The sequence below is a fragment of the Streptomyces sp. NBC_00425 genome, assembly GCF_036030735.1.
Classification (GTDB): domain Bacteria; phylum Actinomycetota; class Actinomycetes; order Streptomycetales; family Streptomycetaceae; genus Streptomyces.
Genome location: NZ_CP107928.1, coordinates 2,877,582 through 2,900,250, shown reverse-complemented (window position 1 = coordinate 2,900,250; position 22,669 = coordinate 2,877,582). Strand labels below are relative to the sequence as shown.

Sequence of the window (22,669 nt, the reverse complement as noted above, 5' to 3'; positions counted from 1 at the left end):
TTGAGGGCCTCGCGCCCTCAAGCGGGGTACGCGTGGGTCTGGGTCGCCTTGACCGTCGCCCACACCGGGGCGCCCGGATGCAGGCCGAGCTCCGCCGCCGCCACCGTCGTGAGGTCGGCGGCGAGCGGGAGTTCGCCGGTGAGGTCGGCGCGGATCTGGTCGCCGTGGGTCTCCAGGCCGGCGACCTCGCACCGCCAGAGGTTGCGTGCGCTGGAGCCGGTGGGGCGGTCCCGGTGCAGGGTGACCGCGCTGGGCGGGAAGGCGACGAAGACCGGGCCGGTGAGGTCCTCGGTGGTCGTGATCCCGGTCGTCATCCCGGGGCCGCCGTCCACGCGGACCATGTGGCCTCGGGCCTCGCCCTGGTAGAGGTTGAGGCCGACGAGGTGGGCGATGTAGTCGGTGCGCGGGTGGCGGGCGATGTCGGCCGGGCTGCCCTGCTGGACGATGTGGCCGTCCTCGACGACGACGAGATGGTCGGCCAGGACCATCGCGTCCAGCGGGTCGTGCGTGACGAGCACGGCCACCGCTTCGAACTCGGCGAGGTGGTGCCGGAGTTGGGCGCGGACGTCGAGGCGGGTGCGGGCGTCGAGGGCGGCGAGCGGCTCGTCGAGGAGCAGCAGACGCGGGTGGGTGGCCAGGGCTCGGGCGAGGGCGACGCGTTGCGCCTGGCCGCCGGAGAGCCTGCGGGGCTTGCTCCCGGCGTGGTCGGCGAGGCCCATGCGCTCCAGCCACTTCGCGGCCCGGGCGCGTGCCTGCGCCTTCGTCGCGCCGTGGCAGCGCGGCCCGAAGGCCACGTTGTCGAGGGCGGTGAGGTGGGGGAAGAGCAGGTAGTCCTGGAAGACGACGCCGACCGGGCGGGACTCCGGCGCTGTGCCGTGCAACTCGACGCCGTCCAGGCGGAGGTGGCCGTCGGTCAGCGGGACGAGGCCGGCGAGGGCGCGCAGCGCGGTCGTCTTGCCGGCGCCGTTGGGGCCGAGGAGCGCGACGACGTCACCCGGCGCCGCGGTCAGGGCCACGTCGAGGCGGAAGGAGCCGCGCTCGACCAGCAGCCGGGAGTCGAGTCCTTCTCCGGCCGGGGCGGGTGCACCGACCGGGTCCGGTGCGGGGTGCGCGTCGCGTGCGGTCTTGCCGGTGTCGCTCATGGAGCGGTCATCCAGCGGTCACGCAGCCCGGCCAGCACCGCGATCGAGACGGCCAGCAGGACGAGGCTCAGGGCGATCGCGGCCTCCGGGTCGCTCTGCAACGCCAGGTACACGGCGAGCGGCATGGTCTGGGTGCGGCCGGGGAAGTTGCCGGCGAAGGTGATCGTCGCGCCGAACTCGCCGAGCGCCCGGGCCCACGCCAGCACGGCGCCGGCCGCGATGCCGGGGGCGATGAGCGGCAGCGTGACCCGGCGGAACGCGGTGAACCGCGACGCGCCGAGCGTCGTGGCCGCCTCCTCGTAGCGCGGGTCGGCGGCCCGCAGGGTGCCCTCGACGCTGATGACGAGGAACGGCATCGCCACGAAGGCTTCGGCGACGACGACCCCGGCGGTGGTGAACGGCAGGGTGATCCCGAACCACGAGTCCAGCCACCGGCCCATGACCCCGTTGCGGCCGAGCGCCATCAGCAGCGCCACGCCGCCCACCACCGGCGGCAGCACCAGCGGAAGGGTGACCAGTGCCCTGAGCAGGCCGCGCCCCGGGAACTCGACCCGTGCCAGCAGCCAGGCCAGCGGCACCCCGAGCACCAGGCTCACCGCGGTCGCCGCCGTCGCACAGACCAGGGACAGTTGGAGCGCCTGCCACACCTCGGTGCTGGTCAGCAGCTCGGGCATGCTCCGCCAGGGGGCCCGGATCAGCAGGGCGACGAGGGGGAGGACCAGGAACGCCAGCCCGATCAGCGCGGGCAGGAGAAGGGGCAGCGGGGCGCTGCCGCCGACGCCGCGTCCCCCCGGGGCTCCGCGGACGCGGCGGCGCCGCGGGCCGCGCGGGCCACCGGTCAGGGTGTCCGCGGCGCCGGCCTTGTCCGGGGGCGGGGAGGTCACGGCTGGAGGAACCCGGCCGCGGTCAGGACCTTCTGGCCCTCGGCGGACCGTACCAGCGCGATGAACGCCTTGGCGGTTTCGGCGTTCTCCGAGCCCCTGAGCAGGGTGATCGGGTACTCGTTGACGGCCTGCGCCGACTCGGGGAAGTCCACGCCCTCCACCTTGTCACCCGCGGCCTTCACATCGGTCCTGTAGACCACCGCGGCGTCGGCCTCCTTCAGGACCACCTTGTTCAGGGCCGACCTGACGTCCTCCTCGTAGGAGACCGGAGTGAGCTTCAGCTTGCTCGCGTCCAGGGCCTTCCGGGCGGCGGCGCCGCACGGGACCGCCTTGTCGCACAGCACGACCTTCAGCGAGGACTTCGTGAGGTCCTTCAGGGACGTGATCTTGTCCGGGTTGCCGGGCAGGGTGGCGATCTCCAACTGGTTTCGGACGAAGGTGGCGGGCGTGCCCTCCGCGCCGCCCTTGTCCGTCACGATCGCCATCGTCTTGGGGCTGGCCGAGGCGAAGACGTCGGCGGGGGCGCCGGCGGTGATGCTCGCGGCGAGGGTGTCGCTGCCGCCGAAGCTGAAGGTGACCTTCGTGCCCGGGTGGGCCTTCTCGAATTCCTTGCCCAGCGTCGTGAAGCTCTCCTTCAGCGAGGCGGCGGCGAAGACCGTGACCGTGCCGGACAGCTTGTCCGAGGCGGAGGCCGACGCGTCGGAGCCCGCCTTCGCGGACGAGCCGGAGTCGGACGACGAGCAGGCGCTCACGGCCAGCAGGGCTGCGGCGCATGCGCCGGACGCCTGCAGCATCCGGCGGGTCCGGCGCGCGGAACGGGTCATCGCGGGTGAACTCCCTCTGGTCCTGGCGGACACGTCTGCGGACTCTCGACCACCACGCCGGTCGACCTGATCACGGCAACCGCCGCACGGCGGCGGCACCGGCACCGGGCAGGGCGGCCGAGTCCCCGATCCGGTAGGTGTGCCTACGCCGATCATACTTCCGCAGATGCGAGGCAAAAGTCTCCTGTCGCTTCGCATGAGCCGGACCATGGATCTTCTGGCATGGCATGTGCGTTTGTACGGCGGCGTGGGACCGGCTGCGCTTCCATCGCGCCGTGCCGGCCTGGGCGGACATCGCCCCCGACTCGGGGCCCGGCACGTCGGCGGCATCCGGGCGATCCGCGTGGACGGCGGCCGCACCCCGTGGACCTGACGGCGAACGCCGCCCGCCCCTGGTCCGGCACGGAGGTGCTTGGGCCGGCGACGCCTCCAGGGCTCGTGCGGAGATTCCCGGCACCGCGCTCGGTCCCGGGTGGCCGGTATCACCTCGCCGCCCGGATACCGGCCGGGCATCATGCCTGTGCGGCGATGACACTCCGACTCCCCGATGACCTTGACGCGAAGCTCACCGAGCGGGCTCGTCGGGAGGGCCGCAGCAAGCGGGAACTCGCCGTCGAGGCCATCCGTGACGCCCAGGATCGGGCTGAGCCGAAGGTCGATGACGTCCTGGCCGAGCTCATGGACAGCGATGCGGAGATCCTGCACCACCTGGAGTGACCGGTTCCCCGTTTCCTGACGTCTGTCCACGGCGGAGGGAGGTGAGGGGGGTCCGGCGAACGGGACGCTCAGGCGACGCTTCGCTTGGTGACGATATGCTTACCCGCCGGCCCGGCATACCCGTCCTGCTGTCGTCGAAGGGTGTCGGAGGACGGGAACGGCCGTCGGGCCGAGCGCGGGGCGAGGGGGAGGCGATGGGATGCGGCAGGCAGGTGTGCTCGACGTCGGGTGTCACAGCGCTCTGCTGACGGTGGTGCGGCGGCGTCCGGGCACGGTTCTGGAGCCGGTGTTCTCCCGCAAGGTTCGGCTGAGACTGCACGAGACCCTCGACGGCAAGGGGCGTCTGGACAAGGCCGGCATGAAGAGCGTCGAGCGGGCTGTCGCCGAGGCCGTCGCCGCCGATCCGCGTCTGCCCGGGCCGGACGTGTTCGCGTTCGCGACCTCCGTGATCCGGGACGCGCCCAACCGTGACGAGATCATCGCGCGGGTGGCCCGCGCCACCGGCACCCGCCTGCGCGTGCTGCCCGGCGAGGAGGAGGCGCGGCTCGCCTATGTGGCCGCCCGCCGGTGGGCCGGCCCGACGGCCGGGCAGTTGCTGGTCCTGGACATCGGCGGCGGCACCGTGGAGATCGCCGCCGGCACCGGGGACCAACCTCGCGTCGTCCACTCGCTGCCGCTGGGCGCCCGCAGGATCACCCGGGACCGGCTCCCCGGCGGCTCGGCGGCGTCCCGCCGAGGCCTGGCGGAGGTCCTGCAGCACCTCCGCCGGTCGCTGGAAGCCGTCCCCGACCTGCCGCAGGCCGAGCGGGGAGGGCGGGTGCTGGCCTGCTCCAAGACCTTCGAGCAGCTCGCCCGGCTCGCCGCCGCCCAGAGCAGGACACCGCGCACAAGACGGCGGCTGACGCTGCCCCAACTGCGCACGGCCGTCTCCCTGCTGGCCGACGCGGCACCGTCCCGCCGGGCCGAGCTGCCGGGCATCTCCCGGCACCGCGCCGAGCAGTCCCTGGCCGGGGCCCTGATCGCGCAGGCGCTCATGGAGGCCTGCGGGGCCAAGAGCGTCGAGGTCTGCCCCTGGTCCACCCGGGAAGGGCTCCTGCTCGAACACCTCGGCATGGCTCCCGCCCCGGCCGGCCGGCCCCGCGCCGCCGGCTGAGCGGGGCGGGGACCCGGTCTCCCGAAAGGCTCTCAGAAGACCCGCTCGGTCTTGTGCTCCCCTTCCGGCGCCTTCTGCAGGCCTGTGCCCTCGACGCCGAGGTCGGACAGGACGCGGTCGAGCCAGGCGGGGAGCCACCAGGCGTGCCGCCCGGCGAGGGCGAGGACGCCCTGGCCTGAGGCCGCTCCCGGTCGCCCGGGTGATCGGTCCGCAGGTCCTCCCGGCGGGACGGGCCGGGGCCGTGGGCGTCATGGGCCAGGTGCTCGTTCACGGTCGTCGCCCCGCGTCGGACACGGGGAGCGAGTCGCGTGAGGTCAGAGCACCGAGTTCTGCCACTGCTTCGGCGACAGGCCGTAGGTCTGCCGGAAGACGCGGCTGAAATGGGAGGGGCTGGTGAAGCCCCAGGACTGGGCGACCACGGCCACGCTGCGGCGGTGTCGGCGCAGTTCGAGACGGCAGGCGGCGAGGCGGTGCTGTCTGATCCAGGCGCCGACGGTGGTGCCGCTGCTCCGGAAGAGCTTGTGCAGGTACCGCACGGAGATGTGGTGCGCCCGGGCTATCGAATCCGGTGACATGCTGCTGTCCGCGAGGTTCTCCTGGATGTGCGTCTGGACGCGCCGCAACAGATCGTGAGCGGGGTCGGCCGGGTCGCCCGCGCCGACGGCCTCCTGGACGTCGTTGAGCAGCAGGGCGACCAGGTCGGCGGTGTTCAGGCCGAGTCGTCTGCCGACCGCCGAGTCCCGGGACAGCGATGTCCTCGCGAGGGCCGACAGCAACAGGGAGACGCATTCCGCCAAGCCGTTACTGCCGCTCACCCGGATCACGCGAGCACACCCCAGCGTTTCCTCCGGTACGTCGAGGAGGAAGCGCGGCACCCGGAAGAAGGCCACCTCTTCGGCGAGGTCGCCGACGGGCGCGACCGTGCCGAGGACGACGAGGTCGCCCGGGCTCAGCACATGCGGGGAGCCCGGCCGCAGGGGCACGGTCCGGTCGGACAGGTTGACGCCCAGGTGCAGATGTCTGTCGTCGCCTCCGGCGGGCCAGGGCATGTACACGAAGGGGCCGGCGTCGTCTCCTGGGGGCATCGCTGTGGTGTCGGCCTTCCTGTGCGGGACTGCCGCCGAACGCGGCCTCACGTCTCCCACCCTCGCAAACGGCCCGCTCCCCACGCATCAGTAAGGTGACGGTCCGTCTTCGGCAGGGACCGAAGTCCGGTCGGCGAGAAGCCGTTCGAGGAAGTGGCCGCCCTGCTCGATCGCCGCCACCGTCGGCGGACTGTCCCGCAGCACGCTCAGGGACACGAAGTCGTGCACGGTCCCCAGGTAGCGGGTGGCGGTCACCGGGACCCCGGCCTGCCGCAGCAGCCGGGCGTACTGCTCGCCTTCGTCCCGGACGACGTCGGCCTCCGCCGTCACGATCAGGGCCGGCGGCAGACCCGCGAGGTCCGCTGCCGTCGCTCGCATCGGCGAGGCCGTCGGCTCGGCGAGCGCGCGCGAGTCGTCGGTGTACTGACCCCAGTACCAGTCCAGAGCCTCACTCGGCAGCAGGTAGCCGGAACCGAACTCGTCCCGCGACGGGGTGGCGGAGTGCGGATCGGTCATCGGGTAGTACAGCAACTGCGCCCGGATGCGGGGGCCGTTCCGCCGCTTGGCCAGCATGGTGAGCGCCGTGGCCATCGTCGCGCCCGTGCAGTCGCCGGCCAGCGCCAGCCTGCGGCCGTCCAGACCCAGTTCGTCGGCCTGCCGCGTCACCGCGGTCAGGAGCGCGTACGACTCCTCCAGCGCGACGGGGTACCGGGCCTCCGGGGTACGGGTGAACTCGGGCACCACGAAGGCGGCGCCGCTCCGGTCCGACAGTTGTTCCGCCAGGCGCGCGTGGGTCCGGGCGTCACCCAGCATCCACCGTCCGCCGTGCAGATACACGACGACGGGAAGCGGGCCCGCCGGCCTCTTCGGCCGGAACAGCCAGAACCCGACGAGCCCGCGGGGACCCACCGGCGCCACCCGGAACTCGGCGTCCGGGCCGAAGCCTTCGAACGGGTGACCCTGCATCTCCAGCAGGGCCTGCCGGCCGTCGGCCGGTCCCAGCCGGTGCAGATAGGGCGGGCCGGCGCTGGCGTCGACGAGTCGCTGCACGAGGGGGTCGAGGACGACGGCAGGGCGGTCCCGCCCGCCGCGACGTCCTGCGGGTTCGGCATTCAACGGCGCACGTCCTTCCTCGTCACGATCGGCGGCCCGGCGCCCGCGCACCGTCCTCGGCTGCCCGTGGTGACCGCCATGACACCGGGGGACCGGCCCCGCGGGGTGCGGGCCGCCGGGGCATCACGGGGCGTTCGATCACAGGTCGTCGAACAGGTCGCGCAACTGGTTGCGGCTGCTGACCCCCAGTTTCGGATACACGTTGTAGAGATGGGAGCTGACCGTGCGCGGGGAGAGCAACAACTGCTCCGCTATCTCCCGGTTGCGCAGCCCCCGGGCCGCCAGCCTCACGATGTGACGCTGCTGGGCGGTCAGTTCGGACAGCGGATCGGCCGCGGCGGGAGCGGTGGCCACACCGCTCGCCCGCAACTCGGCGCGGGCCTCCTCGGCCAGACCGGACGCGCCGAGCCGGGTGAACGTCTCCAGCGCCGTGGCCAGGAGCGGGCGGGCGTCCAGGGGCCGCCGCCGTCTGCGCAGCCACTGCGCGTAGTGCAGCCGGGCCTGGGCCCGGGCGAGCGGCCACTGATCGCCCACCGGGTTCACCGTGGCGAGCCGGAAGTGGTGTTCGGCGTCCTTCGCCTCGCCGGTCAGCGCGGCGGCGTGATGCATCAGCAGCGTCATCCGGATCGTCGGACGGTCCCCCGTCGCGGCGCGCACCACGTCGAGGACGTGCCGCGCCTGAGCCTGGCGATTCGTCCGCTGGGCGGCCGCGGCGAGATCGGCGATCGACCGGGGGGACAGGAAGTAGTGCAGCGCCGTGCCGTCCTCGTCGAACAGAGCGCGGAAGTGCCGGAACGCGGCCTCGAAGTCCCCGGCCGCCAGGGCGGACGTGCCCGCGGCCCGCAGGAGACGTGCGTGGGTGGCGCGGTTCTCCGGCAGGGCGACCGTCGTCCACGCCCGGTCCGCCGGCGTGGACCCGGGCTCTCCCCGCAGAGCCCGCAGGATCGCCTGGAACGCCTCGATGTCGATCTGCATGTGCCGCCACTTGTGCACGGCCGCCAGCGCTTCCGTCGTCTCCAGATGCCGGTCGGCCTCCGCCCACCGTCCGGTGTCGATCAGCGTCGCGGCCATCGGCATGAGCGAGGGCGCGGCGGAGCCCATGCCGCCGTAGGCGCCGAGCGCGTGGTGGGCCCGTCGCAGGGACTCCACACACAGGTCGGACTCGTCGGCGTACCAGGCCAGCGCGCCGACGCCGAGGCCCCGGGTCGTCTCGGCGATGCCGGGCGACGGCTGTCGCGAGCCCGGCCGCCGGCGGACGCCCTGCAACAACGCGGCCGCCTCGGTCGGGTCGGCCCCGGCCAGGGTCGCGGCCAGCACCGCGTCGGCGGCATCGGTCGTCTTCAGCTCGGCGTAGACGGTGTCCCGGCTCCCGCCCCGCACCCCGCGCAGCAGCGCGGCGATCGGCTGCCTGACCTCGGGCAGCCCCGACTGGGACGCGACCGCGTTCAGCACGCTGGTCAGGGCGAGCACGGTCATGGCGTCCCCGGGCGGGTTCGGCTCCAGCGCGCTCATCAGCACCTGGAAGGCCTCGCGCTGGTGACCGAACAGCGACAGCGCCATGCCCGCGGCGCAGGCCGCCATGCCCAGCAGGTCCCGGTCCTCGGTCAACGCGGTGATCTTGTCGTAGAGTTCGCCGACCCAGGAGGGGTCGCCGGCGTTCTGGGCGGCTCGCAGTGCCTTGGCATAACGTCGGGCGCGGTCGGCCGTCGCGGGACTGCACTCGGCGGACCGTTGCAGCGCCTCGCCCGCCGCGAAGAACCCGCCGAGCCCTTCGGCGAGTTCGGCGGTGTCCTCCAGAGCCGCCGCCACGGACTCGTCGTGACCGACGCAGGCGGCGGCCAGGTGCCACGCGCGCCGCGCCGGGTCGGCCGTGAGGGCGGCCGCCAGGTCCCGGTGCGCCTGCTGCCGGAGATAGGCAGGCGCCGCGTGGTAGGAGGCCGCGCGGGCCAGCGGGTGACGGAACACCACCCGCCCGTCCAGGACGGTCACCAGGCCCGCCTCCTCGGCCGAGGCCCACGCCCAGAGGTCCGGCCCGGCGCCCGCGGCCGCCATGATCGTGTCGAGGTCCTCGTACTGCGACGCCGCCGCGTAGAGGATCAGCCGCTGGGTCATCCCCGGCAGGCCGCGCAGACGGGCGGCGTACAGCTCCTGGATGCGCTCGGTCTGCGGCAGTCCGCCGCCGGGCAGCACGCCCGCGCCGCCGTCCGACCCCGCGGCGCGGCACAGTTCGATGATGGCCAGCGGGTTCCCGCCGGCCTGCCGCAGCAGTTCGATCCGCGTCCGACCGGTGGGAACGTGCGGCTGGGCGTCCACGAGTTCGGCCGCGGCCCGTTCGGTCAGCGGCCCCAGCAGCATGGTGGGCAGGGTCTCCGGGACCCCCTCGGGAGGTGTCTGTCCGCGGGCCGCCAGCAGCACGTGCACGTCGGCGGCGGTGAGGCGGCGCATCACGAAGCCGAGTACGTCGAGGGAGTCCCGGTCGAAGTGCTGGACGTCGTCGACCGTCAACAGGACACGTTGCCGACGCGCGACGCCGGTCAGCAGCGTCAGCACCGCGACGCGCAGCAGCATGGGGTCGGACGGACCCTCCGCAGGGGTCACGCCGAACGCCGTCTCGAGCGCCTTGCGCAGATGGTCGGCCAGCGTGGCCGCCTCCGGCAGGACGGGCAGGAGCAACTGGTGCAGGGAGGCGAAGGACTGCCGGGACTCCGCCTCCGTGCCCTGGCACGCCAGCACGAGCGCTCCGCCCTCCCGCGCGTGGTCGACGGCGACCGCGAGCAGCCGCGACTTGCCCGCGCCGGCCTCGCCGAGCAGCATCAGCATCCGCTGTTCGTCCCGACCCTGGACGCTGAGCAGAAGCCGAGCGATCTCGGCCTGCCGGCCCACGGGGGGCGCCTTCGGTCCGGAAGGGGTCACGCCGCTGCCGCTACTCTCCATGCCGGGCCACGCCGGTCACGCACGCGCGGCGTAAACGGGACACACCCCTGAACGGTTCGGCCACGATGATTCCCTCGCCCTCATGTGCAGCGCCCCGGACGTCCACGACGCACGAGGCGGAGCGCTCATTTTGTCATCCTTCCGGCGCCGGACGGTCCGGTCCGCCGCCGGAGCACGGACGCGCCGACCGCGCTGTGCGGCACGGCCCACGGATGTTCCGACCGCCGTGGGACGTGACCGCGTCGTTGGTTAGGGTGGCGGGCAAGGACGGGCTCCCGGGCGGGCCACGTCGGACACGGCGGGGGGTTCGTCGGTGGGGAGTCGGCAGGGGGGCCGCGCGGGACGCGTCGGACCGGTGAACGGCCGGTCGGCGCACGCGGCGCTGCCCGGGTCGCTGCGTTCGTCGCTCGGAACGGTCGCGGGGCTCGCCGCGCTGGTGGTCGCCGTCCTCGGGGTGCTGTACGCCGGCGACGGCGAGCCCGGCAGGGTGGACCGGTGGGTCGTCCGGCCCACGGCGGACAGTGTGCGGCCGCCGTGGCGGACCGCCGCTCTGGCCCTGGACTTCCTGGGGGAGCCCGTGGGGGCGGCGATGCTGCTCTCGGCCGTCGTGACGGGCTGCCTGCTGCTTCGGCGTCCTCGCTCGGCAGTGCTCGCCGTCGTCGGCGCCGGCCTGACCGTGGGGACGGCGACGCTGCTCAAATCCCTGGTGGGACGCACCATCCACGGGGACGACAACCTGTCCTACCCGAGCGGGCACACCGCTTTCGCCACCGCGCTCGCCCTGGTGGTGGCGCTGCTCGCGGCCGGCCGGCTCGGCCTCGCCAGGACGGCCGCCGCCTCACTCGTGCTCACCGCGGCGCTGGTCGCCGGCGCGTCCATGGGCTGGGCGCAGGTCGCCCTGGGCGCGCACTACCCGACCGACGTCCTCGGCGGCTGGTGCACCGCGCTGGCGGTGGTGCCGGCGACGGCGTGGCTGATCGACCGGACGGCCGACCGGACGGCCGACCGGTCGGCGGCCCGGCCGTCCGAGGGGTCGGCCGGCCCGCCGAACGACCCGATCGCCGCTCCGCCGGCCGACGCCGGTCGGTCGGATCGTCACTGACGTCACGTCACAGCCACGCCACGCCTCTCCGTTTCCCGCCAGGCGGTCTCACGCCGGCCCGTGTCACGCCTGGCGGCGGAACACGGGCTTCACCGGCCGTCCCGCCATCCAGGGGGTGGGGTCACCGGCGTCCAGGGCCTTGCGGTACACCGCGCACGCCTGGGCCACGACGTCGACGGTGTGATCGATGTCGGCGTCGTCGAGCGCGCTGCTCACCACGAACGACGGGGCCAGCACCCCGCCCGCGAGAAGCCTGCGCAGGAACAGCGTGCGGTACTCCTGCGACGGCCGCCCGTGCTCGTCGAGGGTGGCGAAGACCAGGTTGCTGGCCCGGCCCCGGACGACGAGGTGCTCGCCGACGCCCATGCCGGCCGCGGCGTCGCGGACACCGGCGGCCAGCCGTTCGCCGAGGGCGTGCAGCCGTGCGGTGACCCCCTCCTCCACGTAGGTGGTGAGCACGGCCATAGCGGCGGCCAGGGAGTGCGTCTCGGCGCCGTGCGTGGTGGACAGCAGGAACACCCGGTCGCCCGAGTGGCGCAGCCCGCCCCGCTCCATCAGGTCGCGGCGGCCGGCCAGCGCGGAGACGGCGAACCCGTTGCCCAGCGCCTTGCCGAACGTGGAGAGGTCGGGGACGACGCCGTACAGGCCCTGGGCACCCGCCTCGGACCAGCGAAATCCGGTGATCATCTCGTCGAAGACCAGGACGCAGCCGTGCCGGTCGGCCAGGTCGCGAAGACCCTCGAGGTACCCGGGCGGCGGCTCGGAGTGGGTGGCGGGTTCGAGGATCAGACAGGCGACCTCGCCCCGGTGCCGGGTGAGCAGCTCCTCGGTGGCGGCCAGGTCGCCGTAGGGGAACGCCACGGTGAGTTCGTTGGTGGCGTCCGGAATGCCGGCGGACATCGGTGTGGTGCCGATGAACCAGTCGTCGGTGGAGAAGAACGGGTGGTCGGCGCAGAGGGCCACCCGCGGGCGGCCGGTGGCGGCGCGGGCGAGGCGTACCGCGGCGGTGGTGGCGTCGGAGCCGTTCTTCGCGAACTTCACCATCTCGGCGGTCGGCACGGTCGCCAGGAAGCGTTCCGCGGCCTCGACCTCCACGACGGAGGGCCGGACGAAGTTGCTGCCGCGGTCGATCTGCCGTCGCACCGCCTCGACCACCCGGGGGTGGGCATGGCCGAGGCTGACCGAGCGCAGGCCGGAGCCGTACTCGATGTACCGGTTGCCGTCGACGTCCCACACATGGGCGCCCTGACCGTGGCTGATGACCGGGGCCAGGTTCTCGGGGTACTGGTCGTCGCCCTTGGCGTAGGTGTGCGCGCCCCCGGGGATCAGGGCGTGCAGCCGCTCGTTCGCCGCCCGCGACCGGGGAAGGAGGAACTCGGTGGTCTGCTCGGTGATCTCGGTGTCCAAGCCGGCCTCAACTCTCGTTGTGCTTCAGGACCTCGGCGAGGCTTGGCGCCTCCCGGTCCCGTTGGGACATCGACGCGACCGGCAGTGGCCAGGGAATGGCGAGCTCCGGGTCGTCGAAGGCGATCGTCACGTCCTCGGACGGATCGTGCTGACGGTCAATACGGTAAGAGGTGTCCGCGATTTCGGTAAGAGCCTGGAAGCCGTGCGCGCATCCCGCAGGGATGTAGACGGTCCTCTGCGTCTCGCCGGACAACTCGAAAAAGGCCCGGCCCAGATACGTCGGCGAGTCCGGTCGCAGGTCCACGACGACGTCGAAGATCTCCCCGTACGAGCAGCGCACCAGCTTGGCCTCGCCCGCGCCGGAGCGCAGGTGCAGGCCGCGCAGCACGCCCCGCACCGAGCGGGACACGCTGTCCTGGACGAAGGCGTGCGGGTCGAGGCCCACCGAGCGGACCACGTCCGCGTCGAAGGTGCGGCAGAAGAAGCCGCGCTCGTCGGCGTAGGGCGTCGGCTCGAACAGGTACGCGCCGGCGATCTCGGGAACTTCTGTCGCTTTCATGGAGCCTTCCGCGGGGCGTGGTCGTGGGCGTGGTCGTTCGCCGGGAACAGGGCTGTGGTCAAGACGCTGAACTGCTGGGCGAGTTGCCGGGCGACGAGCCGGTTGCGCTCGGCGAGGGTCTGCCGTACCTGCGCCGCGTGCTTCTCCAGATCCCGGAACTGTTCGAGCAGCCGGTCGGCGTCGACCTCGCGGGCCGGGTGGCGGTACGCGCCGAGGCCCATCCGTTCCATGAGCGCGTCGCTCTTCGCCGCGTAGCACAGCGCGAGCACGGGCGTTGCGGTCCTCAGCGCGCAGATCAGGTTGTGGTAGCGGACGGCCACCACGGTGTCGGCGGCCGCCATCTCGTTCATCAGGTCGGCCAGCGAGGCCGGTTCGGCCGCGGTGACCAGCGGTGAGTCGACGGCGTCGAGGATCGCGGCGACCACGGACAGATCGCACTGGTCGCCGGTGAGGAGCCGGACCGGTCTGCCCTCCTCGACGAGCGCGCGGACGAACGAGATCGTCCCGTCGAGGTAGCGCCGGTATATCTCCTCCGCCCGCGCGCGGTCGTCGTTGCCGCCGTGGAAGTCCATGACACCGAGGCAGACGGGGCCCGTCGTGCCGGTGGGCGCGCTCGACCGTGGCGCCGGCAGGGAGAACGCGAGGTCGGGGTGGACCTCGTCGCGCGAGGTGTTCACGCCCATCGCGCGCATCGCGTCGCGGGACTGCTCGTCCCGGTAGGACCGGTACGAGGCGAGCCGTGCCGACCAGCGCACAAGGGCCCGGATCGGACGGCTCTCGATCTCGGCTGCGCCGACGCCGACCAGTGCGACCCGGGCGCCGGACAGCCGGCCGCTCGCGCAGAGCAGGAACAGGGCGTAGGGGAAGCCCCACGGCCGCAGCGGCAGCGTGGCCTCCAGGACGCCCATGCCCGGCACGATCACCACGTCGTGCCGGCGCACCCAGGCGGCGGTGCGGAAGGCGTCGACGAGTTTGCCGAGCCCCTTCCCGGCGATCGCGCCCGCCCGCGACGCCGTCCGGTACTCCCCGCGGTACCAGTGCAGCCGCGTCGCGGGGATGCCGTACCGGGCCGTGACGACCTCGGGCCCGCCGCACAGCGCGTCCACGACCGCGTCCGGGTGTTCCGCGCGCAGGTACCCGAGCACCGCCTCGAGCGACCCGTCGTTGCCGAGGTTGCCGGAGCCGAGCAGCCCGAACACCCCGACGCGCACCGGGTTGCGGGGAGCGGACGTCATGCCTGCCCCCCGGTACGGCCCTCACGGCCGGCGACCAGGGCGTCGACGGAGACGGTGAGCCGGGCCGGATCGACCGGGGCCCGGTCCTCGACCCGCTCGCCGGCGCCCGGCCGGACCCGGCTGGTCATCCACGCGGCCAGGTGGCCGAAACACGCGCGCCGGTCGGCCGGGGACAGCGGCGCCCGCCGGATCGCCGAGGCGAAACCCCACACGTACTCGGCGAGCAGCCGGGGCGTCGGGTGCAGCGGACCCGCCCGGCGTGGGTCCAGATTGACGCACCGCGAGCGCTTGCTCGGGTTCGCCCGCTCGGCGCGGTGAGGGTGGTCGCGGCGGAAGTACAGCAGTTCGGGCACCTGGTGGAAGGGCCCGTGCAGGGTGATCTCGGCGACGTACGTGCGGTCCGCGTGGTGGTAGCTGTCCATCGGCTTCACCCGGCGCAGCACGTCGGTCCGCATCACCCCGTAGAAGTCGTCGCCGCCGGGCTCGAACAGCAGGCTGCGGAAGCGGTCCGGCGCGTGCGGCGAGTCCGTGGCGAGGGTGTACTCGTAGGGCACTTTCACCCGGCCGTCGCCGTCGATGATCGCCTGGCCGGTGTGCGCGAGGATCATCTTTGGCCGCTCGTCCAGCGCCTCGACGCAGCGCCGCAGCAGGTCCCGGCCGTACAGGTCGTCGTGCGAGGCCCACTTGAACAGTTCGCCCCGGGACTCGGCGAGGACGTGGTTGTGGTTCGGCGTGGCGCCGATGTTGCGGGGCAGCCGCAGGTACCGGATGCGCGAGTCCTTCGCGGCGTACCGGCGGCAGACGTCCTCGGTCCCGTCGGTCGAGGCGTTGTCGGAGACGATCAGCTCGAAGTCCTCGTAAGTCTGTCCGAGCAGGGCGTCGAACGACTCGGCCAGGTACTCCTCGCCGTTGTACACGGGCAGGCCGATGCTCAGCCTGGGTCGGTCGGTCATGAGGTCCTCACTTCGGGAACGGAGTCGTGGTGCCCCTCGCGCAGGGCCGCCCGCAGGTGCAGCCACCACACGGCCGAGGCGCTGACGGTCGCGGCGGCGGCGCCCCAGGCCGAGCCGACCGTGCCGCCCAGGACCGCCCCGCCGAGCCCGCCGCCGACATAGCAGGCGGAGGCGAACAACTGGCAGCGCAGACTGCGCCGGGCCGCGCCGAGCGCGCGCAGCCCGGCCGCCGCGCCCGTGCCGAGGCCCGCCCCCGCGACGCCGAGGGTGATCGGCACGATGAGCTGCGCGGCGGAGTGCCAGACCCCGCCGAGCGCGAGCTCGCCGAGCCGGCCGGGGACCAGCAGCAGGGCCCCGCCCCAGAGCAGCGCGCCGGCGGCCTGCCCGCCGCCGAGCAGGAGACAGAAGGCGCCGAGGCGGTGCGGGGCCTGCCGCAGCACCCGTGCCGCCTCCGGGACGGTGACCAGGGACAGCCCCATCAGGACGGCGAGGAACGGGCCCATCAGGAGCTCGGCGCCCCGCACCGCACCCACCGCGGCGACCCCGGCGAGCGCGCCGAGCCCGTACGCCCGAAGCTGGCTCGCACCGCTGAGGCTGACGTTCTCGACCAGGTACCGGTAGCCGAGGTCGCGCTGCTCTCGCAGCCAACCGCGGGCTCCGGCCGGCCGAGGCCGGATGCCGGACTGGAGGCAGCCGTACCCGGCGGCCACCGCGGCGGACGCGCCCCAGGCGAGCACGAACGCGGCCACGCTGCCCACATGGGCCGCCACGACCATGGCGGGAATCAGCGCGACGCCCCACACCAGGTCGTTGACGAACGCCTTGCGCCCGGCGCCGGCGGCGAAGAACGAGAACCGCCAGGCGTCCTGGAGCAGCAGCCCCGGCAGCACGACCGCGAGGCAGGCGAACGCGGCTCCCACCCGGCCGCCGAGGGCCAGGCCGGCCAGCAGACACGGCACGCCGAGGGCGACGCCGACACCGAGCGCGGTACCCGACGCCCGGCTCACCGCCCCGCGCCAGGACGCGTCGGACACGCCGCTGAAGCGCACCACCAGCGGGTCGGTGGCCAGCCCGCGGGAGACGTTGAGCACCACGCCGTACGTCACCCAGGCGAGGCTGAACACGCCGAACGCGGTCACTCCCAGCGAGCGCGCCACATAGATGCCCACCGCGAAGTTGCTGATGCTGGAGGCCGCCTGGTCGGCCAGTCCCCAGGACAGCCGGCCGACCATGGCCCGCTTGGCGGTCCGCCGGGCGGGTCCGGCCGGCGCCGTCGCGTGCTCCCCGTCGGTGGTCATCGGCGTCATGCCTTGATCAGCTCGGCGTCGTGCAGGGCGCCGGCCGCCGCGGCGACGGTGTCGAACGGCAGCCCGGACCGCTCGGCGACGTCCAGCAGACTGTGCTCGCCGTCGGACAGGCTGAGCACCCAGAGCATGGCCATCTGGGCCTCTTTCGCGTCGCTGCGGCCGCCCAGCGAGTCGTACAGCCCACGCCGGCCCAGCTGCGGCTCGCCGTAGGGGCTGAGGTTGACGTACCGCCGGTTGCGGTCGAGGACCGCGAACGCCTCGCGGCAGACGTCGAGCGTGTCCTGCATCGCCTCCGGGGAGACGAAGCCGGGGTTGTCCGCCGAGGTGTGGTACTCGGGGTAGCCCGCGTACGGGGTCCGGCTGAGCGAGCCCACGCCGAGGTCGAACCCCGGCGAGCAGAACTGCCGCTCGTCGTAGCCGTAGGGAGTGAACTCCTTGATGTCGTGCGGGCGTCCGGAGGCCGTCAGGACATGGCGCAGCACCCGGTCGATCTCCGCGTCGCCGCGCCTGCTCTGCTTGTACGTCAGATGCCCCCGGTCGCCGGCGCAGGCCAGCACCAGCCCGTGCTTGACCCGCTCCACCCGATCCGCGTTGCGGGCCAGCCAGGTGATCGCCCCGATGGTGCCGGGCGCGAAGACGAACCGGTAGGTGTAGTACGGCGTCCGCTCGGCGAGCGACCGGGCCAGGTACGTCGCCACCGCGATGCCGGCCAGGTTGTCGTTGGCCAGCGACGGGTGGCAGACGTGGCAGGAGACGATCACCTCGTCGGCGACCTGCCCGGGGACCACGTGCTCGGCGTAGGTGAGGTGGCCGTCGGCGAGCGTGGAGTCGACGCGGACCTCGTACTCGCCGTCCGGCATCGCGTCCAGGGTCTCCTGGGCCAGGCAGAACCCCCACTCCGGCTTGTAGTAGCTGGTGCGGTAGGGCACCCAGGACGGGTGGTCCGGCAGGGTGTGCAGGTGTTCGCGCAGCTCGGCCAGCGGCATGGTCGCCGACACCGGCACGCTGTAGCCGAGCACGTGCAGGCTGGACGCGGCGAAGTCGACGACCCGCTTCCCGGCGGCGTCGGCGATGTACGCCTCCCGGATGTTCCACTCCTGCGGCACCGTCCAGTCGAGCACCTGGGTCCCCGTCGGCACCTCGTGCACCTGCAACGGGACGTACTCGCCGACGATGTCCAGGGTGGCGCGCACACCGTCGCCGGTGATGCTCCGGCACAGCGGGTACAGCCGCTCCACCAGCGCGTGCATCTCCTCGCCGACCACGGTCACCGGCGCCACCGCAGGGTGTCGTCGACGGCGCCGGCGTCGGACGCGGCGCGCAGCACGGCGAGCCGGGTGAAGCGCTGCTCGAAGGCCTCCCGGGTCAGCCCGTGCTCGCGGTATGCGTCGGCGAGTTCGAGGGCGCCCCGCTTCACCGTCCACTCGCAGTCGAAGCCGGGCACCGCGGCGCGGAACCGGGAGAAGTCCACCCGGTAGGAGCGCGGATCGGCGCCGTTCTCCCCGGTGATCACCACCTTGGAGCCGGCCACCGCCTCGGCGACCTGGTCGGCGATCTCGGCGACCGTGACGTTGTTGGTCTCGCTGCCGATGTTGAACGCCCGGTCGTGCACCGCCTCGCGCGGCGCGACCAGCGCGGCCGTGAAGGCCCGGGCGATGTCGGCGGCGTGCACCAGCGGGCGCCAGGGCGTGCCGTCGGAGAGCACGAGCACCTCGCCCGACAGCAGGGCGTGCCCCACCAGGTTGTTCAGCACGATGTCGGCGCGCAGCCGGGGCGAGAACCCGAAGGCGGTGGCGTTGCGCATGTACACCGGGCTGAAGTCGCCGTCGGCGAGCGCGTGCAGGTCGTCCTCCACCCGCACCTTGGACTCCGCGTACGGCGTGACCGGGCGCAGCGGGGCGTCCTCGGCGACCAGGTCGTCACCGCCGGCGGCGCCGTACACCGAGCAGGTCGACGCGTACAGGAAGCGCCGCACCCCGGCCTCGCGGGCCAGCCGGGCCAGCCGCACGGACGCGTGGTGGTTGATGTCGTAGGTGAGGTCCGGCGCCAGCGCCCCCAGCGGGTCGTTGGACAGGGCGGCCAGGTGGATCACGGCGTCCACGCCGGCCACGTGCTCGGCCGTGACGTCGCGCAGGTCCACCCGGCGCCCCGGCGGGTCCGCGGGAGCCGGGCCGAGCACGCAGTCGGCGAACAGGCCGGCGTCGAGACCGACGACCTCGTGCCCGGCGGCCGCGAGCACGGGGGCCATCACGGTTCCCAGATAGCCCTGGTGTCCGGTCAGCAGTACGCGCATGGTTCATTCCCCCAGGTCGAGAGTGAGTTTGGTGACGGCGAACGCCTCTGCGTAGCGCGCGTGGCATTCGATGCCGCGGATCCGGGCCAGCCCGAGGAAGGCCTCGCGGTCGTACCAGGGGCGGTGCCGTTGCGAGGGATAGTGCTCCTGCAGCAGCCGCACCTTCTGTTCGGCGATCTCCGCGGACAGCGGCTGGTACCCGGACGGACGGCCGAGGTCGCCGTCCCACTTGACGATCTCGTAGCCGAGCACGAGGTGGTCGCGGAACGCGGTGCGCATCAGTTTCGCCAGGCCGCGGTGATCCTGGTGCGCGTCGTCGGTGCGCGGGGCGAGGACGAGATCCGGTTCCGTCTGCCCACGCAGCTCCTCGACCGCGTCCTTCGCCTCGCCCCAGTACGACGGCAGCCGGCCGTCCGGCAGCTTGAGCACGGTCAGCCGCAGGTCGGCGCCGGGGCAGAAGGCGGCCAGCGCGGCCCGCTCCTCCTGCTCCCGCTCGCCGCCGCCGCCGGAGAGCACCAGTGCGTCGACGCGGATGCCCGGCCGCGCGAGGCACAGCGTCAGCAGGGTGCCGCCGGCGCCGATGGCGATGTCGTCGCAGTGCGCGCCCACCGCGACGATTTCGTCCAGGCGCCCCGCGCCGAGCCGGATCATACGGCTCCCGTCCCGGCGCTCGCCCCGGCGCCGTCCCGTTCCCACACGGCCCACGGGCGCTCGCCCCGGGTGTAGGCGACGTCGAGCGCGGCCCGCTCCTTCACCGTGTCGGTCGGCTTCCAGAAGCCGCGGTGCTGGTGCGCCACCAGCCGCCCGCGCTTGGCCAGTTGGGCGCATCCGTCGGCCACCAGGTCACCGCCCTCCGGGATGTGGTCGAAGACCTCCTGGCGGAGCACGAAGTAGCCGCCGTTCTCCCACAGCGGCATGTCGCTCACCGCGGTGATGCCTCCCACCAGGCCGTCCTCGCCCAGGTCCACGCAGTGGAACGAGGACTGCGGCGGCACCACCATCATCGACGCACCGGCGTCGCGCCGGGCGAAGTTGTCGATCATCTCCGGCAGCGGGGCGTCGGTCAGCACGTCGGCGTAGTTGGCGAGGAACATCTCGTCGCCGTCCAGGTGGTGCCGCACCCGGCGCAGCCGCTCCCCGATCGGCGACTCGATGCCGGTCTGCACGAACGTGATCGTCCAGGAGGCGATGTCGGTGGACAGCAGCTCGGTTCGGCCCTTGCGCAGCACGAAGTCGTTGGACGTCGTCTCCTCGTAGTTGAGGAAGAAGTCCTTGATGTGGTGGGCCCCGTACCCGAGGCACAGGATGAACTCGGTGTGCCCGAAGTGCGCGTAGTAGCGCATGACGTGCCAGATCAGCGGCCGCGGACCGACCATCGCCATCGGCTTGGGCACGTCGTCCGCGGCGCCGCTGCGCATCCGCATCCCGTAGCCGCCGCAGAACAGTACGACCTTCATGACGTGACCTCGACGATGCTCAGTTCCGGTATGGGAAAGACGAGTCGGCCGCCCCAGGCGTGCACGAACGACAGCTGCTCGACCAGCTCGGCCCGCAGGTTCCACGGCAGGACGAGGACGTAGTCCGGCCGGTCGGCGGCGATCTGCTCGGGCGCCAGGATCGGGATGCGGGTGCCCGGGGTGAACCTGCCGTGTTTGTAGGGGTTGCGGTCGACCGTGTAGGGGAGCAGGTCCGGCCGGATGCCGCAGTGGTTGAGCAGGGTGTTGCCCTTGCCCGGGGCGCCGTAGCCGACGACCGTCTCACCGCGCTCGGCCGCCTCGATGAGGAACTTGAGGAGGTCCCGGCGCACCTTGGCCACCCGGGCGGAGAAGTCGGTGTACCCGGACAGCTCCTGCAGCCCTGCTGCCTTCTCCCGGTCCAGCGCCTCGGCCACCCGCCGGGTGGGCTCGCCGGCCACCTCGGACGGCCGCGCCCACAACCGGATCGAGCCGCCGTGCGTGGGCAGCAGCTCGACGTCCACGAGCGTCAGTCCGCCGCTGGCCAGCGCCCGGGCCGCGGACGCGACCGTGTAGTACTGGAAGTGCTCGTGGTAGATCGTGTCGTACTGGTTCTCCTCGATCAGGGTCAGCAGGTGCTGCACCTCGATCGAGACCCAGCCGTCGTCGGCGACCAGGGCGCGCAGCCCCTGGGTGAACCCGACCACGTCGGGGATGTGCGCGTACACGTTGTTGGCGACGACCAGGTCCGCCGGGCCGTGTTCGGCGCGCACCTGCGCGCCGGTGGCCGGGTCCAGGAACGCGGTGAGCGTGGGCACGCCCGCGTCCCGCGCCGCGGCGCCGACGTTCACCGAGGGCTCGACGCCGAGGCAGCGGATCCCCCGGTCCACCACGTGCCTCAGCAGGTACCCGTCGTTGCTCGCGACCTCGACCACGAAGGCGTCGGGGCCGAGGCCCACCCGCTCCACGGCGTCGGCGACGAACGTGCGGGCGTGCTCCACCCACGAGGTCGAGAACGAGGAGAAGTACGCGTACTCCTTGAACGTCTCCTCCGGCGTGATCAGCGGCGGGATCTGCGCGAGCCAGCAGTCGGTGCAGACCCGCAGATGCAGCGGGTACGCCGGTTCCGGATCGTCCAGTCGGTCCGCGGCGAGAAAACTCTCGCACGGCGGGGTCGCCCCCAGATCGACGACGCTCGCCAGCGCCGCCGAGCCGCAGAGTCGGCATCGTGTCATCTACTGCCCCCATCCCGCTCGCGCGGGCGTCCCCGCCGCGAGTCAGTGCTGTTGTCCCCTACCGGCGGCGGGCTGTCCCCGCCGCCGGACCGACCCGCGATCGCGGTGCGGTACCCCTCCACCAGGCGTTCCAGGCCGACGGCCGGGCTGAAGCCCTGCTCGTACCGGCGCCGGGCCGCCCGGCCCATCTCCTGGTTGCGGACCGTGCCGTCCGTGATCCGGCGCAGGCACGACGCGAGCGAGGCGGCCTCGCCCGGCCGGTGCAGCAGCCCGGTCACCCCCTCCTCGACGAGTTCGACGAAGGCGCCGTGTCCGGCGGCGACGACCGGGACCCCGGCCGCCATCGCCTCCACCACCACCAGGCCGAACGCCTCCAGCCAGGTGGAGGGAGCCACCACGGCCACCGACCGGGCGATGGCCTTGCGGCACTCCGCCGTGTCGTACAGGCCGACGTACCGCACGTCGTCGCGGCCCGCCGCCCAGGCGGCCACCTCCCGCTCCAGCGGCCCCGTGCCGGCGATCACGAGCGGCACGCCGACACCGCCGCCGGCGGCGATCTCGTCCCAGGCGGCCATGAGCAGTCGCACGCCCTTGGCCTCCGCGAGCCGGCCGAGGTAGAGCAGATGCTCGCCGGCGCCCACGCGGCGGTCTTCCGGATCGGGCACGAAGTTGTGCTTCACCGCCAGCCGTTCGGCCGGCATGCCGGCGTGCGCCAGGACGTCGCGCTGCGCCGCGGAGATGCAGAAGAACCGCTCCACGCCGGACCACCACCGCCGCCGGTTGACCGACAGGCTGACCGCGAGCGGCACCGTCGCCAGCCGGGAGTTCCGGTAGCAGCCGTGCCGGACGGCGGGCAGCGGCGTGGACCCGACGCACTCGGTGCACGGCCGGCCGTCCCGCTGCAGCGTGCCGGGCGGGCAGACCTGGGTGTAGTTGTGCAGTGTGGCGACGGCGGGCACGCCGGCGTCGGCGCAGGCCGCCAGCACCGCCGGCGACAGGAGCGGGAAGACGTTGTGGACGTGCACCACGTCCGGCCGTTCGGCGCGGAGCCTGCCGGCGAGTTCCCTGCGCACCGCGGGGTTCCACGGCACCAGCAGCGGTATCGCGACCTTGCCCGGCAACGACCGGACGGCGATGTCGTCGCTGCGCCGCTCGAACACCTCGACCCGGTGCCCGGCCCCGCGCAGCAGCGCCACCTCCTGGTCGACGACCTTGTTCTCCCCGCTCGGCTGCGCCGAGGCGTAGCGGTTGTGCACCACGAGGACGTGCATG

The 22,669-nt window shown here is 73.3% G+C and carries 20 protein-coding genes; 3 read left to right on the top strand and 17 right to left on the bottom strand.

Annotated elements, in window-relative coordinates:
• Positions 1-17 precede the first annotated feature (17 nt).
• The 3 genes from OHS82_RS12065 to modA are packed head-to-tail and all read right to left on the bottom strand — an operon-like array spanning position 18 to position 2,850.
• The gene (locus OHS82_RS12065; RefSeq protein WP_328433852.1) at positions 18-1,142 is read right to left on the bottom strand and encodes an ABC transporter ATP-binding protein; all 1,125 of its coding nucleotides are present in this window, start codon (positions 1,140-1,142) and stop codon (positions 18-20) included.
• Positions 1,139-2,026, bottom strand: a complete 888-nt coding sequence (modB, locus tag OHS82_RS12060; RefSeq protein ID WP_057575551.1) for a molybdate ABC transporter permease subunit — start codon at positions 2,024-2,026, stop codon at positions 1,139-1,141. The genes OHS82_RS12065 and modB overlap by 4 nt, the downstream gene beginning before the upstream one ends.
• Positions 2,023-2,850, bottom strand: a complete 828-nt coding sequence (modA, locus tag OHS82_RS12055) for a molybdate ABC transporter substrate-binding protein (protein WP_057575553.1) — start codon at positions 2,848-2,850, stop codon at positions 2,023-2,025. The genes modB and modA overlap by 4 nt, the downstream gene beginning before the upstream one ends.
• A 528-nt stretch (positions 2,851-3,378) precedes the next feature.
• Here modA and OHS82_RS12050 point away from each other — a divergent pair.
• Both OHS82_RS12050 and OHS82_RS12045 read left to right on the top strand, forming a co-directional pair.
• Positions 3,379-3,567, top strand: coding sequence for a ribbon-helix-helix protein, CopG family (locus OHS82_RS12050; RefSeq protein WP_057575555.1), 189 nt, complete (start codon positions 3,379-3,381; stop codon positions 3,565-3,567).
• A 199-nt stretch (positions 3,568-3,766) separates the two neighbouring features.
• Positions 3,767-4,720, top strand: a complete 954-nt coding sequence (locus OHS82_RS12045) for a Ppx/GppA phosphatase family protein (RefSeq protein WP_057575557.1) — start codon at positions 3,767-3,769, stop codon at positions 4,718-4,720.
• 314 nt (positions 4,721-5,034) lie between these two features.
• Here OHS82_RS12045 and OHS82_RS12040 read toward each other — a convergent pair whose 3' ends face one another.
• The 3 genes from OHS82_RS12040 to OHS82_RS12030 form a co-directional block, all read right to left on the bottom strand.
• Positions 5,035-5,805 (bottom strand): AraC family transcriptional regulator, encoded by a 771-nt coding sequence (locus tag OHS82_RS12040; protein WP_079041018.1) that lies wholly within the window; start codon positions 5,803-5,805, stop codon positions 5,035-5,037.
• An 87-nt stretch (positions 5,806-5,892) separates the two neighbouring features.
• Complete coding sequence (locus tag OHS82_RS12035) at positions 5,893-6,921, bottom strand: alpha/beta hydrolase (protein ID WP_057575561.1); 1,029 nt, start codon at positions 6,919-6,921, stop codon at positions 5,893-5,895.
• A 135-nt stretch (positions 6,922-7,056) separates the two neighbouring features.
• Positions 7,057-9,801 (bottom strand): ATP-binding protein, encoded by a 2,745-nt coding sequence (locus tag OHS82_RS12030; protein ID WP_328433851.1) that lies wholly within the window; start codon positions 9,799-9,801, stop codon positions 7,057-7,059.
• 406 nt (positions 9,802-10,207) lie between these two features.
• Here OHS82_RS12030 and OHS82_RS12025 point away from each other — a divergent pair, with 406 nt between their 5' ends.
• Positions 10,208-10,954 carry a phosphatase PAP2 family protein gene (locus OHS82_RS12025; protein ID WP_328433850.1) on the top strand — a complete coding sequence of 249 codons (747 nt, stop codon included), beginning with the start codon at positions 10,208-10,210 and terminating at the stop codon, positions 10,952-10,954.
• Positions 10,955-11,017: 63 nt separating this feature from the next.
• On the opposite strand, the gene OHS82_RS12020 is transcribed toward OHS82_RS12025, so the two are convergent.
• Genes OHS82_RS12020 through OHS82_RS11970 form a run of 11 tightly spaced genes read right to left on the bottom strand, consistent with a single transcriptional unit; the run spans position 11,018 to position 22,668 of the window.
• Positions 11,018-12,361, bottom strand: coding sequence for a glutamate-1-semialdehyde 2,1-aminomutase (locus OHS82_RS12020; RefSeq protein ID WP_328433849.1), 1,344 nt, complete (start codon positions 12,359-12,361; stop codon positions 11,018-11,020).
• A gap of 7 nt (positions 12,362-12,368) precedes the next feature.
• A complete protein-coding gene (gene rfbC, locus OHS82_RS12015; RefSeq protein WP_057575566.1) occupies positions 12,369-12,920 on the bottom strand; it encodes a dTDP-4-dehydrorhamnose 3,5-epimerase in 552 nt (183 codons plus the stop codon).
• Positions 12,917-14,155, bottom strand: coding sequence for a polysaccharide pyruvyl transferase family protein (locus tag OHS82_RS12010; RefSeq protein ID WP_057575568.1), 1,239 nt, complete (start codon positions 14,153-14,155; stop codon positions 12,917-12,919). The genes rfbC and OHS82_RS12010 overlap by 4 nt, the downstream gene beginning before the upstream one ends.
• Positions 14,152-15,108 carry a glycosyltransferase family 2 protein gene (locus tag OHS82_RS12005; RefSeq protein WP_328433848.1) on the bottom strand — a complete coding sequence of 319 codons (957 nt, stop codon included), beginning with the start codon at positions 15,106-15,108 and terminating at the stop codon, positions 14,152-14,154. The genes OHS82_RS12010 and OHS82_RS12005 overlap by 4 nt, the downstream gene beginning before the upstream one ends.
• The gene (locus OHS82_RS12000) at positions 15,105-16,415 is read right to left on the bottom strand and encodes a hypothetical protein (RefSeq protein WP_443041097.1); all 1,311 of its coding nucleotides are present in this window, start codon (positions 16,413-16,415) and stop codon (positions 15,105-15,107) included. The genes OHS82_RS12005 and OHS82_RS12000 overlap by 4 nt, the downstream gene beginning before the upstream one ends.
• Complete coding sequence (locus OHS82_RS11995) at positions 16,412-17,695, bottom strand: DUF4910 domain-containing protein (protein ID WP_328433846.1); 1,284 nt, start codon at positions 17,693-17,695, stop codon at positions 16,412-16,414. The genes OHS82_RS12000 and OHS82_RS11995 overlap by 4 nt, the downstream gene beginning before the upstream one ends.
• Positions 17,683-18,708 (bottom strand): NAD-dependent epimerase/dehydratase family protein, encoded by a 1,026-nt coding sequence (locus tag OHS82_RS11990; RefSeq protein WP_057575578.1) that lies wholly within the window; start codon positions 18,706-18,708, stop codon positions 17,683-17,685. The genes OHS82_RS11995 and OHS82_RS11990 overlap by 13 nt, the downstream gene beginning before the upstream one ends.
• Positions 18,709-18,711: 3 nt before the next feature.
• Positions 18,712-19,359, bottom strand: coding sequence for a PIG-L deacetylase family protein (locus OHS82_RS11985; RefSeq protein WP_057575582.1), 648 nt, complete (start codon positions 19,357-19,359; stop codon positions 18,712-18,714).
• Positions 19,356-20,165 carry a hypothetical protein gene (locus OHS82_RS11980; protein WP_057575585.1) on the bottom strand — a complete coding sequence of 270 codons (810 nt, stop codon included), beginning with the start codon at positions 20,163-20,165 and terminating at the stop codon, positions 19,356-19,358. The genes OHS82_RS11985 and OHS82_RS11980 overlap by 4 nt, the downstream gene beginning before the upstream one ends.
• Entirely contained in the window at positions 20,162-21,397 is a 1,236-nt protein-coding gene (locus OHS82_RS11975) for a class I SAM-dependent methyltransferase (protein WP_057575588.1), read from the bottom strand. Before OHS82_RS11975 ends, OHS82_RS11980 begins: the two co-directional genes overlap by 4 nt.
• Positions 21,394-22,668 (bottom strand): glycosyltransferase, encoded by a 1,275-nt coding sequence (locus tag OHS82_RS11970; protein ID WP_057575591.1) that lies wholly within the window; start codon positions 22,666-22,668, stop codon positions 21,394-21,396. The genes OHS82_RS11975 and OHS82_RS11970 overlap by 4 nt, the downstream gene beginning before the upstream one ends.
• Between the last annotated feature and the right edge of the window lies 1 nt (position 22,669).

Coding starts and splice junctions, on each gene's coding strand:
- OHS82_RS12065 (WP_328433852.1), bottom strand. CDS start 1,142: ATGAGCGACACCGGCAAGACCGCACGCGACGCGCACCCCGCACCGGAC.
- modA (WP_057575553.1), bottom strand. CDS start 2,850: ATGACCCGTTCCGCGCGCCGGACCCGCCGGATGCTGCAGGCGTCCGGC.
- OHS82_RS12050 (WP_057575555.1), top strand. CDS start 3,379: ATGACACTCCGACTCCCCGATGACCTTGACGCGAAGCTCACCGAGCGG.
- OHS82_RS12045 (WP_057575557.1), top strand. CDS start 3,767: ATGCGGCAGGCAGGTGTGCTCGACGTCGGGTGTCACAGCGCTCTGCTG.
- OHS82_RS12040 (WP_079041018.1), bottom strand. CDS start 5,805: ATGCCCCCAGGAGACGACGCCGGCCCCTTCGTGTACATGCCCTGGCCC.
- rfbC (WP_057575566.1), bottom strand. CDS start 12,920: ATGAAAGCGACAGAAGTTCCCGAGATCGCCGGCGCGTACCTGTTCGAG.
- OHS82_RS12010 (WP_057575568.1), bottom strand. CDS start 14,155: ATGACGTCCGCTCCCCGCAACCCGGTGCGCGTCGGGGTGTTCGGGCTG.
- OHS82_RS12005 (WP_328433848.1), bottom strand. CDS start 15,108: ATGACCGACCGACCCAGGCTGAGCATCGGCCTGCCCGTGTACAACGGC.
- OHS82_RS12000 (WP_443041097.1), bottom strand. CDS start 16,415: ATGACGCCGATGACCACCGACGGGGAGCACGCGACGGCGCCGGCCGGA.
- OHS82_RS11990 (WP_057575578.1), bottom strand. CDS start 18,708: ATGCGCGTACTGCTGACCGGACACCAGGGCTATCTGGGAACCGTGATG.
- OHS82_RS11985 (WP_057575582.1), bottom strand. CDS start 19,359: ATGATCCGGCTCGGCGCGGGGCGCCTGGACGAAATCGTCGCGGTGGGC.
- OHS82_RS11980 (WP_057575585.1), bottom strand. CDS start 20,165: ATGAAGGTCGTACTGTTCTGCGGCGGCTACGGGATGCGGATGCGCAGC.
- OHS82_RS11975 (WP_057575588.1), bottom strand. CDS start 21,397: ATGACACGATGCCGACTCTGCGGCTCGGCGGCGCTGGCGAGCGTCGTC.
- OHS82_RS11970 (WP_057575591.1), bottom strand. CDS start 22,668: ATGCACGTCCTCGTGGTGCACAACCGCTACGCCTCGGCGCAGCCGAGC.